Origin of the sequence: Chryseobacterium indologenes, from assembly GCF_001295265.1 — a bacterium.
GTDB classification, from domain to species: domain Bacteria; phylum Bacteroidota; class Bacteroidia; order Flavobacteriales; family Weeksellaceae; genus Chryseobacterium; species Chryseobacterium indologenes_A.
Map to the genome: position 1 here is coordinate 63598 of NZ_LJOD01000004.1, position 17827 is coordinate 81424.

The window sequence follows — 17827 nt, forward strand, 5'->3', positions numbered from 1 at the left end:
TTCAATTCCAAAAACGTATATTGGAAAAAAATTATAAATTTGAAAAATTAAAAAATAATAATGAGAGCATCTGTACTTTTAAAATCAGCTTTATTAACCTCTTTATTTGTCATCTCCTCTTGTGCTACTACAAAGTACAGTGATGATATTTCAAAAAATAACTACTCTAATCTGGAAGCCGGAAGAATGTATATCGTTACTATGAAAGACGGTTCCCCAAAACAGAAAATGCTCTTTAGAAATGTAGACGGGGATAATCTTATCGGAACTGCCGGCAAGAAAGACAGTACAGAAGTAATTATTCCAAAATCTAATGTAGCTGCAGTGAAAGACAGATCCAAAGCCAGAGTAACAGCTGGTGCCACTGTAATTGGTGCTGCAGGTGTAGCCGCCATTGTGATCAGTTCTCTGAGAGCAGACTAAAATAGATTTTATCTTTCAGAACTTATTTGATTTATCATTTAAAAAACAAATATACAAACAGCCTTAAATAAATATTTAGGGCTATTTTTGTGCATGATTTCTTTTACTCCGTTAAAAACATTAGAAAATATTGAATTCAGGAATCTTCTTACGGGAAGATTTTTTATTGTTTTAGCTTTCAGGATGCTTGCTACTTTATTAGGGTGGTGGGTATATCAGCTCACTAAAGATCCGTTTTCAATAGGACTGATAGGTCTATCGGAGGTAATTCCTGCAGTAAGCTGTGCTTTATACGCAGGCCACGTCATTGACATGAATGAAAAAAAGAGATTACTGCTTATCTGCAACTATGCTTATATTTTTCTGATCGGACTGCTGCTAATTCCAGCTTTTCTCAATGTACAGATGCATTTTAACGGGCATCAGATTACCTACTTCATCTATGGTGTCATCTTCTTTACGGGCATTGCGCGGGCTTTTATAGGACCTATTGTACCTTCTATGATCCCGAAGATTGTGAAAAAAGAAAATCTCCCGAATGCGGTTACACTGAATCAGGCTACATTTCTGATCTCTTCTGTATGCGGACATGCTGCAGGCGGGCTTCTTATTGGATATTTCGGAGTAAAATGGACATTGGTAGTCATCCTTTCTCTGATATTTGTTGCATCGCTTTTCTTCTGGCAGCTGAACAAACAGTACTCAGAATACAAAAAGGAAATGGTAAATGTTGTTGACAGCATGCGTGAAGGAATTTCTTATATTTTCAAAACGAAAGAAATTTTAGGCGCGTTATGCCTTGATATGTTTGCTGTACTTTTTGGCGGCGCCGTTGCCATGATTCCTGTTTTTGCCACTGATATACTGGATGCCGGAGCGGAAGGCTTCGGATTACTGAACGCGGCCTCTGATATTGGCTCTATGTGTATCATTACTCTTCTTTCTCTTGTTCCTTTACGTAAAAACCAGGGAAAAATCCTTCTTGCAGTGGTTACCGGATTCGGGCTTTGCATTATTGGTTTCGGGCTTTCTAAACTTTATTGGCTGTCATTTATGTTTTTAGTGATGAGCGGAATGCTTGATGGTATTTCTGTTGTCATCCGCGGAACGATTGTACAGCTTAAAACTCCTGACCATATCCGGGGACGGGTTCTGAGTGTCAATTCAATTTTCATTATGTCCAGCAATGAAATGGGCCAGTTTGAAAGCGGTCTGATGGCTAAGCTGATGGGTGTTGTACGGTCTGTTGTATTTGGAGGAAGCATGACTGTTCTGATTGCTTTACTCGTAGGGAGCACCAATCCTAAGCTGAGAAAAATGCAGTATTAATTTTTCAGCAGCCAATATAATTTCCTTCTTTTAAACCAGAACGGAATTCAGAAGAAAATCGCTTTAATTTTCCTCTTAACGTAAATACAATTCATCTGCGAACATTTAATCTTCCTGTACTTCAATAGGAGGAGACATTCATATTACTAAAATTCAACGATAATTAAAAAAAGATTAAAATGATAAACAATTGATAATCAAACAGTGTTTTTTAGGTATATTTGATTGTTAAAAATTCATTTTAATAAAAATACCATACCGGAACAGCTCATTCTCTTTGGTATTTATTTGTCCTGTTTTTAAAGCAGCAATGTTATTCATGTATTATGAAGAATACCAAAGCTGCAGCATTATACAGATCAATGAATATCAATGACTGATTAATATTCAGGAAATTTCCAATAGTTCATCAGGCTATTTGAAAATGTAATCTGTAAAAACAGGCCTACAATTATTGGAACGATATGAATTAACATTTTTAAATGATCACATATGAAAAAAACTCTATTCTTTTTAATTTTATTTTTATCCAGGCTCTTTTACGCTCAGCAGGACTGCATTACCGCGATGACCGTTTGTGGGAATTCCAATATTTCCTATATTCCAAGCGGGCCTGGAGTTCAGGAGCTGCCGGATGGAAGTTGCGGTCTCTACGAAGAAAAATATTCCGTATGGTATAAATTCACCATTGCAACAGGAGGTACATTAACTTTCGTAATCACTCCTTTACAAACTACCGCTACGGATTATGACTTTTATGTATGGGGACCTAATGTAACATGTGCTAACAAAGGAAACAGTATCAGATGTAACACGTTGTATACCACTGGTGCTACAGGCCTTAATATGACCACTACTTTTCCTTTTGCTGGTTTTGGTACAGGAAACGGAGGCGACTGGGTAAGATACATGGATGTGCTGCCTGGAGAAACATATTACCTTCTGGTGAACAATTACAGTTCCAACACAAACGGATTTTCATTGACATGGGGAGGAACAGCAACCCTGGCTTCACCTTTCAACGATCCGGCAATTACACCTCATCCGTTTGTACCTCCGGGAGTTCCTTCGGTTAATCCGGCCAACCCGCCAGAGGTAATTATCTGTACAAATCCAGCCGTTTTTGATTTTTCAACTTTAACACCAGGAATCGTAAACGGTAACTCTAATTTCGTTGTCACCTATCACACCAGCCAGAACGAGGCTCTTTCCGGAAACAATCCTATTCTGACACCGCAAACAGTAAACACTACCGGAGTTTATTATTACAGCATTCATTATGAAGACCCGACCAACCCCAATAACCCGATAAATTCCTGTCGGCAGACCGGTAAGTTCAAATTTAAAAACGGAAGTATTGTTGCCACAGATGCTACTTTAACCATGTGTAATAATAACGGGGCAGGAACGGCGGTTTTCAACCTGACAACAGCCAACGTATATAACGATCCGGCGGGTACAGCTATAAAAAAATATTACCCGACCATGGCAGACCTGAATGCCGGCACAAATGAAATCACCAACCCTTATGCTTACCTTTCATCAACAAATGTTGTTTATGTACTGGTAACAACTCCGGAAGGATGTTCCGCAATAGCTAAGATCAACTTAAATCTCTATGCTGTAGTTGCCGTAAACGATGCAAGTCTGAGATCCTGTTTTATAGAATCTAATCCTGCAACCGCTTCATTTAATCTTACCAATGCAACAGTAACTACACAAACCGGTACAACGAAAAGATATTTCCCATCATTAACTGATGCAGAAAACGCAACCAATGAAATTTTAACACCTCTTACGTACATTGCTCCAAGCGGTGTAATCTATGTAAGGGTAACAGACGCCCGAGGCTGTTATTCAATTGCTAAAGTGACATTAACGGTTATTGCTCCGGTAAAATCTAATGTTCTGGAGGACAAAATCATCTGTATTGAAGATAAAACCACCCTGGATGCAGGACCCGGATTCACCAGCTATGAGTGGAGCACGGGAGCCACTACACAGTCTATCAGCAATGTGGGAGTAGGAACTTACTGGGTAAAGCTGAATACAGCAGGATGTATCACTACACAGAATGTAAAAGTGTATGCTTCTGAACAGCCGGTAGTATCCAATATTGATATCAGCAGCAATACCATCAAAGTGAACGTAATAGGAGGAACTCCGGCTTATAAATATTCTATTGATAACGTCAACTGGCAGGATTCCAATGTATTTACCAATTTAGCCAGAGGAGATCACAAAATCTACGTAAAAGATGCTTATGACTGCGACCCCATTGAAATAGGCGTAGTAGTACCTAACCTGGTGAATGTAATCACTCCAAACGGAGACGGCATCAATGATGTGATAGATTATTCTGCTATGGCTGGTAAACAGAACCTTATATTCAGTATTTTTGACCGGTACGGAACAAAAATCCACCAAGCTGATAAAAACAATGGATACAAATGGGACGGAACTGTAGCCGGTAAAAAGGTCCCTACCGGAACCTACTGGTACTCCGTAACCTGGAACGAAAACGACAAAAAGAATACTTCGTTTAAATTCTCAGGATGGGTGATGGTAAAAAACAGAGAATAATTTAATATTTAAATACCAGAGCTTATCAATGAAAAGACTGCTTCAATGATGAGGCGGTCTTTTCGTTTAATTGATTTTCATAACACGTTGACAATATACTATTTCAGCATCAAACGGATCAGCCTCAATACGTTTTATCTATTACACAATAAATTATCAAAAAAAATGTTTTCATCTGTATAAAAAAGGGTGTTGATAATAAAAACAGAAATTCCCACACACCAATCCCAAGTTAGCAATATTAAAATATTAACCCTCAATACTCTTATTTTATTAAATATATCACAAATTCTTTAATTTAATTTTAATAATTTTCTATATTTGCTTAATAAAAAATTCCCCTTTATGAATAAACTTTTATTAATTTTAAGCTTTTTCATGGCTGGCACCTGGGCATCTGCCCAAACGTTTTCAGATCAGGCTTTACAGCAGTCTGCTTTGAAACTTAACAATGCCCAGTCAGAAACTGACTATGACTCTCTTTTCAAAATATTTTCAGAGGCTAAAACTTCTGAAAAGTGGCAGGCCAATTATTATGCTGCTGCAACCCTGTATCTGAAGACTGCTTTCCTTCTGGCAAATGCTCCCGACAAAAATCTTAGTGAATCTAACGAACTGGCGAATAAATTTGCAGCTCAGGCTCTGGCATCTGAAAAGAACAATGGAGAAATCAATACTCTTTTGGGACTCATCCATTTTCAGAAATTCAGAATAAAAACAGCTACAGACCCTCAAAAGGAGCTAAAAACTGTTACAGGATATATGAAAAAAGCAGAAACGGTTTTAAAAAACAGTCCGAGGCTCACATTCTTAAAAGCAGAACTGGCTGAAAGATCAGGCAACAAAACCGAAGCTGTTAAATTACTTCAGAAAGCAACAGCAGAATTCAATACTTCAAACTCTTCTACCGGCAGTCCAAACTGGGGCAGGCAGTTATTTGAAGCAAAATAATAATAAAATGATTGTAAGGACGCAAAAAGCAGGGCTCTTGCTATTTTTGGTTTCATTACCTTGAGGATTTCAGGGTATACAATATACCTACAATATTTCTTTAAAAATAACAAGCACAGCAGCATTCCTTTCGAAATTAAACAGTTTTAAATATTTGTTTTTTTAAATCCCCCTTTATGAAAAAAGCATTATTCATTTTCTTAATTATATTTTCGCATATCCTATATGCACAGTCAGACTGTACCTCTGCAATGGCAGTCTGTGGAAACTCCAATATTTCATACACCCCAAGCGGCCATGGAGATATCGAAGAAGAGCTGGGAGGATGTCTGTCTGTAGATGAGACATTTTCTGTATGGTATTCTTTTACTGTAGAGACCGGCGGAACCCTAACCTTTGAAATTGTCCCTAATAATCAGGGAGATGATTATGATTTCGGGGTATATGGCCCTAATAAGCCGTGTGGTAATTTAGGAGGACCTATCCGTTGTTCATATTCAGGAACCAGCGGTAATACCGGTCTTAGTATGACAGCCACTGATACTACAGAAGGTGCCGGCGGAGACAAATGGGTTAAATACCTTGACGTGCTTCCGGGACAGACTTATTATATCGTTATCAATAACCACAGGGAAACAGCTGACGGCTTCCAGCTTTCATGGGGAGGAACAGCCACCCTGTCTTCTCCGTTCACAGACCCTAATGTACAGCCATATCCGTTTAATCCACCAGGACTTCCAGCGGCAAATCCGGCTGACCCGAGAGAAGTAATTATTTGTACTAATCCTACGGTTTTCGATTTCTCAACATTGTCAACAGGAATTCTTAATGGTAACCCGAACTTCAGAATTACTTACCATACAAGCCAGAATGATGCATTAATAGAAAATAATGCTATTACTACCCCTATTACTGTAAATACAACAAGTATTTACTATTACAGTATCAGTTATACCGATCCTACGAATCCGGCCAACCCAATTAATAAATGCAGGCAAACCGGTAAGTTCAAATTTAAAGACGGAACTATTGTTGCTACAGATGCCACCCTTACTCAGTGTAACAACAATAATGCAGGTACTGCAACCTATGACCTGACTACAGCAAATGTATTCGGAGATCCAACTGCAACCAAGAAGTACTACCCTACGATGTTCGACCTGAATGCCGGCACGAATGAAATCACAGGTACTTCTCTGGCCCAGTTTGTTTCTGCTGAAGGAAAAATTTTCGTAAAAGTAATTTCTCAATTTGGATGTATTGATGTTGCGGAGATCACACTTAAATTCCATCCGGTTGTTACAGTAACCGATGCTTCTTTAAGAACATGTTTCCTTGAAAGCAATCCTTCTCTTGGAGTATTCAATCTTACTAACGCAACAGTAACCACTGTAACCGGTGCTACTAAAAAATATTATCCTTCACTTACGGATGCAATAGATGGCACTAATGAGATTTTAGCTCCTCTTACCTACACAGCCCCAAGTGGCCTAGTCTATGTAAAAGTATTTAACAATCAGGGTTGTTATGCAATTGCTAAAGTGACATTAACGGTTATTGCTCCGGTAAAATCTAATGTTCTGGAGGACAAAATCATCTGTATTGAAGATAAAACCACTCTGGATGCAGGGCCCGGATTCACCAGCTATGAGTGGAGCACGGGAGCCACTACACAGTCTATCAGCAATGTGGGAGTAGGAACTTACTGGGTGAAGCTGAATACTGCAGGATGTATCACTACACAGAATGTAAAAGTGTATGCTTCTGAACAGCCGGTAGTATCCAATATTGATATCGCCAGCAATACCATTACAGTGAACGTAATAGGAGGAACCCCGGCCTATCAATACTCTATAGATAATGTTAACTGGCAGGATTCCAATATATTTACCAATTTAGCCAGAGGAGATCACAAAATCTATGTAAAAGATGCTTATAATTGTGACCCCATTGAAATAGGCGTAGTAGTACCTAACCTGGTGAATGTAATCACTCCAAACGGAGACGGTATCAATGATGTGATAGATTATTCTGCTATGGCTGGTAAACAGAACCTTATATTCAGTATCTTTGACCGGTACGGAACAAAAATCCACCAGGCCGACAAAACAAACGGATATAAATGGGACGGAACCGTAGCAGGGGTGAAAATCCCTACCGGAACCTACTGGTACTCTGTAACCTGGAATGAAAACGACAAAAAGAATACTTCGTTTAAATTCTCAGGATGGGTAATGGTGAAAAACAGAGAATAAGTCTTTGATAAAAACATAAAAACCGCTCTACGGGGCGGTTTTTTTTAACATAAATGCTGGATTAAATAATTTGTTTAACTTGTTTCATTAAAAAAATCGTTTAAAAATGAAAAAAACACTACTTCTTTTTATCCTATTTCTATCGCAGGTATTTTACGCGCAGTCTGACTGTGCTACTGCAATTCCGGTGTGCGGGAACTCGAATATCTCGTATGATCCTAAAGGACCGGGAAATGTGGTAGACATACCAAAACCACCGAATAATACCGTACCTGATTACCTTTGTCTTAGAGACGGCGAACACTTTTCCGTATGGTACTCGTTTACAATAGGACAATCCGGCACCCTTACATTTGAAATCACACCTAACGTAGATCCGGACGGACCACACAATAATGAAAACAGTGCTGATTATGACTGGGCCGTATGGGGACCAAGCCCTGTCTGCGGAAGTATCGCTACTTTAGGAGCTCCTATCCGTTGTAACTATGCTCCCAGAACAGGAGACTGGCCTTATCCTACAGGTCTGGCAGATCCTGCACCGAACGGCAGCTACGAAGCTCCAATGAATGTTGTAGCCGGCCAGACTTATGTATTACTGGTTGACAATTTCAGTCATAATACTTTAGGATTCTCTTTAACATGGGGAGGAACAGCTACTCTTGCGTCACCTTTCAACCATCCTACGCTTTCTCCTAATCCATTCCTTCCTCCGGGAGGAGCGGGACCAACTCCTACATCTCCTCGTGAAGTGCCAATATGCTCACTTCCGTCTTTATATGACTTCTCTACCCTTAGCAATAATATCGTTAATGGTAATGAACATTTCTCTGTAACGTATCACCGTAATAACAACGATGCTCTTACAGGTGATGCTCCTATAGAAAACCCTATTATCGTAAATGGAACATCCACTTATTTCTACAGAGTAAAATATACTGACCCTGATGATCCTAACAATGCACTGAACAAGTGTTTCATTACAGGAAGTTTTAAATTTAAAGAAGTTAAAATTACAGCCAGAGATGCTACTGTATTAGGCTGTAATAACATGGAAGAAGGTACAGCAGAATTCGATCTGACTACAGCAGATATATTCACGGGTCCGGTTACGAAGAAGTATTACCCTACCATGGCCGACCTGAATGCAGATACAAATGAGATCACCGAACCGGCAAACTATGTTTCCAATGAAAAAATAGTATATGCCAAATTAATTTCCGTGCATGGATGTACAGCAATAGCTGCTATCCGATTATCATTCTATCCGGTTGTGAAGCTTAAAGATGCTGTTATTGAAGAATGTTATCTGGAGAATAATGTTACATCATCCGTATTCAATCTAACCCTTGCAGATGTTGGAGCGCTTGATGCGGATGTTAAAAAATATTACAAGACATTAGAAGATGCTGTTGAAGAAACAAACCCTATTCAAAACCCTGAAAATCACTTAACTGAAAGCACAATTGTTTATGTAAGGGTAACGAATGCCACTCAATGTTATTCAATTGCTAAAATTACTCTGAGAGTACTTCCTCCGGTAAAATCCACCGTATTGAAGGATAAAATAATCTGTGCTGAAGCCAAAACAACATTGGATGCAGGACCTGGATTTGACGGATACGAATGGAGCACCGGTGAAAAAACTCAGTCTATCAGCAATGTAGGAATAGGAGTACACTGGGTAAAACTGAAAACCGGAAAATGTTTCACTCTTCAGATGGTAACAGTACGTGCTTCCCAGCAACCTGTTATCTCTAACGTAGAAATCACCAACAATACCATCAAAGTAAATGTTACGGGAGGAACTGCACCATATAAGTATTCAATAGATGGCTTGAACTGGCAGGATTCTGACACATTTACAGGACTTCCAAGAGGTGAAAATGATATATACGTAAAAGACGCATATAACTGTAACCCGATTCACATCACCATTACAGTACCTAACCTGATTAATGCAATTACTCCGAACGGAGATAAAGTAAATGATGAGATTGATTACTCTGCACTCTCTTACAAAAAGAATCTGATCTTCATTGTTTATGACAGATACGGAAACAAATTGCATGAAGCAGATAAGTTTAAAGGCTACAAATGGGACGGAATGGCATTCGGCAAAAAAATCCCAACCGGAACCTATTGGTATACAATATCATGGAACGAAAATGATAAAAACAGTACCGAAGTTAAATACTCTGGCTGGATACTGTTAAAAAACAAAGATTAAACAACTTTAAAATATCCTGGAAAATCACCTCAGCAATGGGGTGATTTTTTTATCCACAAACCTTATCTTCTGTTGACAGCCTATTCCGGAAGATTGCGAACAATTTGTTGAATACTCATTTTAAATTATTTTCTAAATAAACTATCTTTGCACTATGGCGCAGAAAGAAACATTATCATCCCTTACCCACGGAAACTTTGCAAAAGAACTGTCAATTGCGGATGGAAAAATGCCTCCAAATGCAGTAGACTTTGAAAGACTTGTGATCGGAACTTTTTTAATTGACAAAAAAGGTCTGGACCACTCTATTGACCTTCTTACTCCGGAAGTTTTTTACGACCCCAGACATCAGATTATCTTCTCTTCGATTTTAAAACTCTACGAAGGCAACCATCCTGTAGATTTAATGACCATTATTCAGGATCTGAAGAAAACAGATAAACTCATTCTGGCAGGAGGTGATCATTACATCATCGATCTTACGATGGGAGTAAGTTCATCTGCCCATATTGAATATCATGTACGTGTTATTCTTGAAAAATATATTTTAAGAAGTCTGATTAATGTTTCAGCCAACGTAATTGATTCTTCCTATAAAGAATCTACCGATGTTTTTGAACTTTTAGATAAAGCCGAACAATCATTTTTTGAAATCACCAACGGAACGATTAAAAAAGGATTTGATACCGCCAACTCATTGGTAAAACAGGCTATTGATACCATCAAGTCTCTGAAAGACAAACAGGGGCTTTCGGGAGTTCCCTCCGGGTTCAGGGATGTAGATAAAGAAACAGGAGGCTGGCAGAACTCCGACCTTATTATTATTGCCGCACGTCCGGCAATGGGTAAAACAGCCTTTCTTCTTTCCATGGCCAGAAATATTGCTGTAGGACATAAAATCCCGATGGCACTATTCTCCCTGGAGATGGCATCTGTACAGCTTATCACCAGAATGATCGCATCAGAAACCAGAATCTCATCTGAAAAACTGAGAAAAGGAACTCTTGATGATGAAGAATGGCAAAGGCTGTTCTCTAATGTATCTGAACTGGAAAATGCACCCCTTTATATTGACGAAACCCCTTCCCTTTCTATATTTGACTTCCGTGCCAAATGCCGAAGACTGGTTATGCAGCATGGCGTAAGGCTTATCATGGTGGATTACCTTCAGCTGATGACGGCCGGAGGTGGCGGAAAAGGAGTAGGAAACCGTGAACAGGAAATCTCTATGATCTCCCGTTCATTAAAGGCTATTGCAAAAGAACTGAATGTCCCGGTAATTGCGCTTTCCCAGCTTTCACGAAGCGTGGAAACCCGCCCAGGAAAAAGACCTCAGCTTTCCGACCTGAGGGAATCCGGAGCTATTGAGCAGGATGCGGACATTGTATCATTCATTTTCAGACCTGAATATTACAAAATTGCCGTGTGGGATAATGACGAAGAAGGACAGGAAACCTCTACCGAAAATCAGGCGGAGCTGATCATTGCAAAACACAGAAACGGTGCTACTGCAGACGTAAGATTATCCTTCCTGAAACATTTTGCTAAATTTGGAGATATTGAAGCAGCTCTTGACGGAGGCTCAGGAGGATATCCTTCCAACTTCGGATCTAATGAACCTAGTGGATTTGACAGAATAAAAACTACAATTCAGCCTGGTGCAGCATTTGATCTTCCGGACAGCTCAAAACTTTCAGGATCTTCTATGAATGATTTTGATGATGATGACGATTTCCCTTTTTAATTTTTTAGCATTGTAAGTCCTTGAAAATCGATATATATACTGACGGAGCCTGCAGCGGAAATCCCGGAAAAGGAGGATACGGCATTCTTATGCGGGTACCTGAAAAAAATTATCAGAAAACTTTTTCCAAAGGTTTCAGAAAAACCACCAATAACAGAATGGAGCTTCTTGCTGTTATTACTGCACTGGAAAAACTGAAATCAACAGAAAATGACATCCATATTTATACAGACAGTAAATATGTTGCCGACGCTATCAATCAGAACTGGCTTTCAGGATGGATCAAAAGGGGCTGGAAAAATGTAAAAAATCCGGATCTCTGGAAAAGATTTGCAGAACTTTATAAGATGCATACACCTAAAATGCATTGGATAAAAGGACATGCCGGACATTTCGAGAATGAATTATGCGATAAACTTGCTGTGGCTGCAGCAGCTTCTGCAGATCTGGAAGTTGACAAATATTTTGAAGATCTGGAAAACCACTCTCTTTTCTGATTTAATTTTTATCAATTCTAAATTTAAATTGAAATCATTCACTATTTCATCCAAGCTTTAGGTATATTTTGAGTATTTTATATCATTATAAGTAAAATTAACATTATATTTATTAATCAGGATTTAATATATTTACACTTTTAATAAAAGTAAATCTGATTCAATGAATAAAAATTTATTGTCTTATATTCTTCTCCTGTTTTGTTTTTTACCAGGAGACTTATTTTCTCAGACCTATCAACTTGCAGGAAACCCGGTAAATACAACAGGATGGACCATGGTTTCACCAGCCCAGGTCAATACTGATTTTATACAGCTTACTCCTGATGCCAATGACCAGTCCGGTTCTATCAGGCTGAATGATCCCATCAATCTGAAATATTGTGACAAATGGAAAGTGGAGTTTGATTTCAGAATGGATTCTAACCAGACATCCAATGGAGACGGAATTGCATTCTGGTATTTAGCCAATCCTCCGGCTACAAGTGTAGCAGGTGCCGGTATTGGCGTTTCTCAAAATGCTGTTGGTTTTATTGTAGGATTTGACACCTATAATAATACGACTGGCGCAACAATGAGCAAAGTACATGTTGCTTACGGACAGGTTGTTAACACCAATGACACGAACAATATAGAGTTTTTCAATGTTCCCGGAAGCTCTTTTCACTCACCGGATCTGAATTCAACCCAGCCTTTCCAGGGGACCACTTTCAAACATGTTGAAGTAACAGCCCAGGTAGACCCGGCAGCTCCAGCCAACTGGATTGTACAGATAAAAATTGATAACAATGTAATCTGCAACCAATCTTTTGCTCCTTCAGGTACTACAGCCACAATGACTACGGGGTATTTTGGTTTTTCAGCATCTACAGGAGGCGCAAGATCCAGGCATTCCATTAAAAATGTAAAAATCTATACCGATAAGGTTTCTATCCTGCAACCTACTGCCACACAGTCTTTCTGTCCGGACCCTGCGACCGGATACGGATCTGTAAATTTAACAACCTTCAATTCCCAGTTTGTTAACAATCCATCTGCGTACACCTTCACCTATTTACAGGGATCAACGCCGATAACCAATCCTACCAACTTCCAGTTCAACACCAATACAACCGTTACTGTTATTGTAAAAGACAATGCAGGAGTATTATGCGACAATCCGGACGGAAAAATTCAACTGGTACTTGCACCCTTCACGGCAGACAACAGAACCCTTACTGCCTGTAATAACAATAAGTCAGGTAAGGCAACTTTCAATCTTAATTCCGCCAACGTAACCGGTGTTCCCGGAGTTAATAAAAAATACTACAGAACCCTTAATGACTTAAATGCAGGAATTAATGAGATTACCAACCCTTCAAGCTACCTGTCTCCTGCAGGAAACGTATATGTAAAAGTAACAACTCCCCAGGGATGTACAGGAACAGCCGTAATTACTCTTGCATTCTACCCTGACACCCCTGTAAAAGAAGCAACACTGACATCCTGTTTTATAGAAACCAACATTACCAACGGGATATTTGATCTTACTTCTGCCGATGTAACTTCATTAGCCAATCCTCCAAAAAAATACTATACAAGTATCGCAGATGCTCTGGCTGGCACCAATGAGATTATGAATCCTAACCAGTATATGTCTGCCAGCACTGCTGTATTTGTAAAAGTTACGGATACCAATGGATGTTTTGCCATCGCAAAAATCAACCTTGTTGTACTTCCACCGGTAAGATCTTCAGTTTTAAAAGATAAAATCATTTGTGTGGATGCCAGAACCAATCTTGATGCTGGCCCGGGCTTCGATGGCTATGAATGGAGCACAGGAGCAACAACCTCTTCTATTCAGGGGGTAGGTGTCGGTCAATATTGGGTAAGATTAAAAACAGGAGCCTGTATTACCACCCAATTCGTCAAAGTTATTGCTTCTGCCAACCCTGTTGTTACCAGTATTGAAATCAGCAATACAACCGTTATTGTGAACGTATCAGGAGGCACTCCTCCTTATAGATACTCTCTGGATGGCCTCAACTGGCAGGATTCAAATACTTTCACAGGGCTTCACAGAGGAGAAGCGAAAGTACATGTAAAAGATTTCTATAACTGTGAGCCTGTAGCTGTACAGATCACCGTTCCAAATCTGATCAATGCCATTACTCCTAACGGAGATAACATCAACGATGTGATTGACTATTCCGCACTGTCTTACAAAAAGAATTTAGTATTTACAGTATACGACAGATACGGTAATAAGCTGTATGAAGCCGATAAAATGAGAAATTTCACTTGGGACGGTACAGCATCAGGAAAGAAGATCCTTACAGGAACTTACTGGTACAGCATCACATGGAATGAAAATGATAAAAACAATACCGCTACAAAATATTCCGGCTGGATATTGGTAAAAAACAAGGAATAATTATCTCCTATAAAAATCACTCCTCTCCCGGGGTGATTTTTTTATAAACAGAAATAAAATTATTGAAACCCTATAAAAACAACTGCAATAAATTATCCATTTCCTATACATACCTTAAATTAATTAACAAATTGACAATTTTTATTATGTAATTGACAATTATACATTACATACCACAGATCAAAATAAATATATTTACAAGTACAACCCAAAATCTATCCACTTCATGAAAAGAAAACTACTCATTTATTATTTAACCATTTTATTAGGCTTCTCTGGGCAAATGTTTTCCCAGACTTACCAGCTTACAGGCAATCCTGTAAATACCACCGGTTGGGATCTCGTTTCGAATGCTGCCGTTAGTGGTGATTTTGTAAGACTTACCACAGATAACACCAGCCTCTACGGAGCTATAAAACTAGCTACCCCCATTACATTAAGCTATTGTGATAAATGGAAGGTAGAATTTGATTTTAGAATTGATGGTAATGGAACCGCTCAATATGGAAGAGGTGACGGCTTTACCTTCTGGTATCTTGCCAATCCCCCTACAGGATTCGTTTCAGGAGGAGGTTTGGGAGTTCCCGGAAATGCGTCAGGGCTGATGGTTGGTTTTGATATTTTCAACAATACCACGGAAGGCCAGATGAGCAAAGTACACCTTTTATACGGAACAAATGATACTGCCGGAAACAATATCGAATTTAACAATACTCCCGGAAGTACATTTCACTCTCCGGACCTGAATCCTACACAGCCATTCGTAGGACCGGAATTTAAACATGTAGAAGTAAACGGAGAAACAGATCTTACCAATCCCGACAGATGGATTATTAAAATCAAAATCAACGGCGTACAGATTGTTGATCAATCCTTCGCTCCTTCCGGAGGGGCAGTAGGAATGTCTCAGGGATATTTTGGATTTTCAGCTGCCACCGGAGGTGCAAGTGCCAGACATTCTATTAAAAATGTAAAGGTTTATGTAGATAAAGTTCCTATCCTCAGCAATACGGTAACACCTTTTGTCTGCACCAATCCCGCTACAGGAAACGGCTTTGTTGACCTTACTGCCTACAATTCCCAGTTTGTTAACAACCCCGGCAATTATGTTTTCACTTATTATGTATCGGGAAGTTCAACCCCTATCGCCAATCCATCCAACTTTCAGTATTCGGGAAACACAACAATCAAAGTGGTTATCAAAGATCCAAGCTCTACCCTGTGTGACAACGGGGATGGCGTCATACAATTGAACCCTACGCCATTCGCTGCATCTGACGCTACACTTATCGGATGTAATAATAACAATGCGGGAACCGCAACATTTGATCTTACCACTGCAGCAGTTACCACCATTCTCGGATGCACCAAAGAGTTTTACAACACCATGTATGACCTCAATAACGGGATCAATCAGATAACCAACCCGACTGCTTACCCTTCAGGAGCTGCAACCCTGTTTGTAAAGGTAACCACTCCTCAGGGATGCGTAAGCACATCAAAAATAACACTAAGCCTTCATCCAACAGTAACCGTAACGGATGCTTCTTTAAGATCATGCTTCCTTGAGACCAATCCTTCACTGGGAACATTCAATCTGAGCAATGCTACCGTAACCACAGTAACAGGAGCCACTAAAAAATACTACCCTTCCCTGACAGATGCTATTGACGGAACCAATGAAATCTTAAATTTCCTTGCCTATACAGCACCAAGTGGTGTAATCTATGTGAAAGTTTTCAATACACAGGGATGCTACTCCATTGCAAAGGTTACCCTGACTGTTATTGCTCCTGTAACATCCAATGTTTTAGAAGATAAGATCATCTGTATTGAAGATAAAACAACACTGGACGCAGGACCCGGCTTCGCCAGCTATGAATGGAGCACCGGAGCAACCACAAGGTCTATCAGCAACGTAGGAGTTGGAACATATTGGGTAAAGCTGAACACAGGAGGTTGTATCACCACACAAACCGTAAAGGTTTATGCTTCCGAACAGCCGGTAGTCACAAGTATTGACATTTCAGGAAGCACCGTGACCGTTTTCACCAATGGCGGAACTCCTCCTTATCAATATTCTATGGACAATATAAATTGGCAGGAATCCAATATCTTCACCAATGTAGCCAGAGGAGAAACTAAAATATATGTTAAAGACAGCTATGATTGTGATCCTATTGTCATTAATATTACCGTACCCAATCTTATTAACGTGATTACTCCAAACGGAGACGGAGTAAATGATGCTATTGATTATTCCGCACTGGCAGGAAAGCTCAATCTGGAAATAGGAATATTTGACAGATACGGATACAAACTCTTCCAGGCAGACAAAACCAACAAATACAGATGGGACGGAACAACAAACGGAAGCAAAAAAGTTCCTACCGGAAATTACTGGTATTCCATCACATGGAATGAAAATAACAAAAACAGCACCCCAATAAAATTCTCTGGATGGATCATGGTAAAGAATAGAGAATAATTCATCATTATCAGTTTTAATATTTGAAATCACTTCGGAAACGGGGTGATTTTTTATTGGGTTAAAAAAATTCAGTCCGGGATAAAAGCTGCTGATTTAGCCGGAAACCGGAAGAGAAAGTTATAAAGGTCTTCAATGCAATAAATACGGATTGTTATTCATTTTATGACATTAAAATTTTAGTGGCATTCAGTACCTATAACTAAAAATAACTTGCAGACTCCTAGGCCTGAGGCACATAAAGTAAAAACCCGGAGCATTTTAACTCCGGATTGAATATTTATTTCCCCAATGATATGATTAATTTTCTTAAGAACTAGGAGCCCAAAAAGACCATTTCTGCCCATTAAAAATAATAAGCCGATACCTAGACGGGTCCGTACCCGGTTTCAGAAAAGCAATCATTCCCGGCGCTGGATTTTTAATCGCTGTATAATCACTCACAATAGGCAATACCATTGCTTTATTTGAGGATTCAAGGATTAATATTCCATCTGCAGCACTGGCATTCGCCCCTATAATAACTTTTGCAGAAGAAACATCTGTGAGCGAAGCCTGAGCAGTCTTCACAATATTTTCCACAGCACTGCTATAGCCGGATTGCCCACTTAGATCAGTCCAGCTTGGTGAAGTATTATTGGTATTCTTCACTTTAACCTTATACTCTGTATTCCCGGAAACATCAAATATAATGGTACCCGGCTTAGACTGCGCTGAATTATCTGCTGGCAGAGTTTCTACATACGGAACAACAATTCCTTTATTCTGTGAGGCAGCAAAATCTAAAAGTACTGACGTTTTATCAGCCGCAGTACCCGCATCACCCCCCAGTACAACCTGAGATTTCACCAAACCGGAAAGCAGCAGAGAAATTATAATGCTATTTTTCATTTTTAATAACTTTAAATTATTGA

Annotated in this window: 11 protein-coding genes; 10 read left to right on the plus strand and 1 reads right to left on the minus strand. The window is 39.3% G+C overall.

Annotated elements, in window-relative coordinates:
* The first annotated feature begins 60 nt into the window (after positions 1-60).
* From AOB46_RS07900 to AOB46_RS07945, 10 genes are all read left to right on the plus strand, one after another.
* Entirely contained in the window at positions 61-423 is a 363-nt protein-coding gene (locus tag AOB46_RS07900) for a hypothetical protein (protein WP_062698047.1), read from the plus strand.
* Between the two features lie 93 nt (positions 424-516).
* Complete coding sequence (locus AOB46_RS07905; protein ID WP_062698049.1) at positions 517-1752, plus strand: MFS transporter; 1236 nt, start codon at positions 517-519, stop codon at positions 1750-1752.
* Between the two features lie 492 nt (positions 1753-2244).
* Entirely contained in the window at positions 2245-4335 is a 2091-nt protein-coding gene (locus tag AOB46_RS07910; RefSeq protein WP_062698050.1) for a T9SS type B sorting domain-containing protein, read from the plus strand.
* Between the two features lie 345 nt (positions 4336-4680).
* Positions 4681-5286 carry a hypothetical protein gene (locus AOB46_RS07915; protein ID WP_062698052.1) on the plus strand — a complete coding sequence of 202 codons (606 nt, stop codon included), beginning with the start codon at positions 4681-4683 and terminating at the stop codon, positions 5284-5286.
* 176 nt (positions 5287-5462) lie between these two features.
* Positions 5463-7541, plus strand: a complete 2079-nt coding sequence (locus tag AOB46_RS07920) for a T9SS type B sorting domain-containing protein (RefSeq protein WP_062698054.1) — start codon at positions 5463-5465, stop codon at positions 7539-7541.
* A gap of 106 nt (positions 7542-7647) precedes the next feature.
* A complete protein-coding gene (locus AOB46_RS07925; protein ID WP_062698056.1) occupies positions 7648-9771 on the plus strand; it encodes a T9SS type B sorting domain-containing protein in 2124 nt (707 codons plus the stop codon).
* A 154-nt stretch (positions 9772-9925) separates the two neighbouring features.
* Positions 9926-11515 (plus strand): replicative DNA helicase, encoded by a 1590-nt coding sequence (gene dnaB, locus AOB46_RS07930; protein WP_062698058.1) that lies wholly within the window; start codon positions 9926-9928, stop codon positions 11513-11515.
* A 20-nt stretch (positions 11516-11535) separates the two neighbouring features.
* Positions 11536-12012, plus strand: a complete 477-nt coding sequence (gene rnhA / locus AOB46_RS07935; protein WP_062698060.1) for a ribonuclease HI — start codon at positions 11536-11538, stop codon at positions 12010-12012.
* 163 nt (positions 12013-12175) lie between these two features.
* A complete protein-coding gene (locus tag AOB46_RS07940; RefSeq protein ID WP_062698062.1) occupies positions 12176-14425 on the plus strand; it encodes a lectin-like domain-containing protein in 2250 nt (749 codons plus the stop codon).
* A 226-nt stretch (positions 14426-14651) separates the two neighbouring features.
* On the plus strand, positions 14652-16913 hold the full coding sequence (locus AOB46_RS07945) for a T9SS type B sorting domain-containing protein (RefSeq protein ID WP_082377045.1): 2262 nt from the start codon (positions 14652-14654) through the stop codon (positions 16911-16913).
* A gap of 309 nt (positions 16914-17222) precedes the next feature.
* On the opposite strand, the gene AOB46_RS07950 is transcribed toward AOB46_RS07945, so the two are convergent.
* Complete coding sequence (locus AOB46_RS07950) at positions 17223-17804, minus strand: hypothetical protein (RefSeq protein ID WP_062698066.1); 582 nt, start codon at positions 17802-17804, stop codon at positions 17223-17225.
* Between the last annotated feature and the right edge of the window lie 23 nt (positions 17805-17827).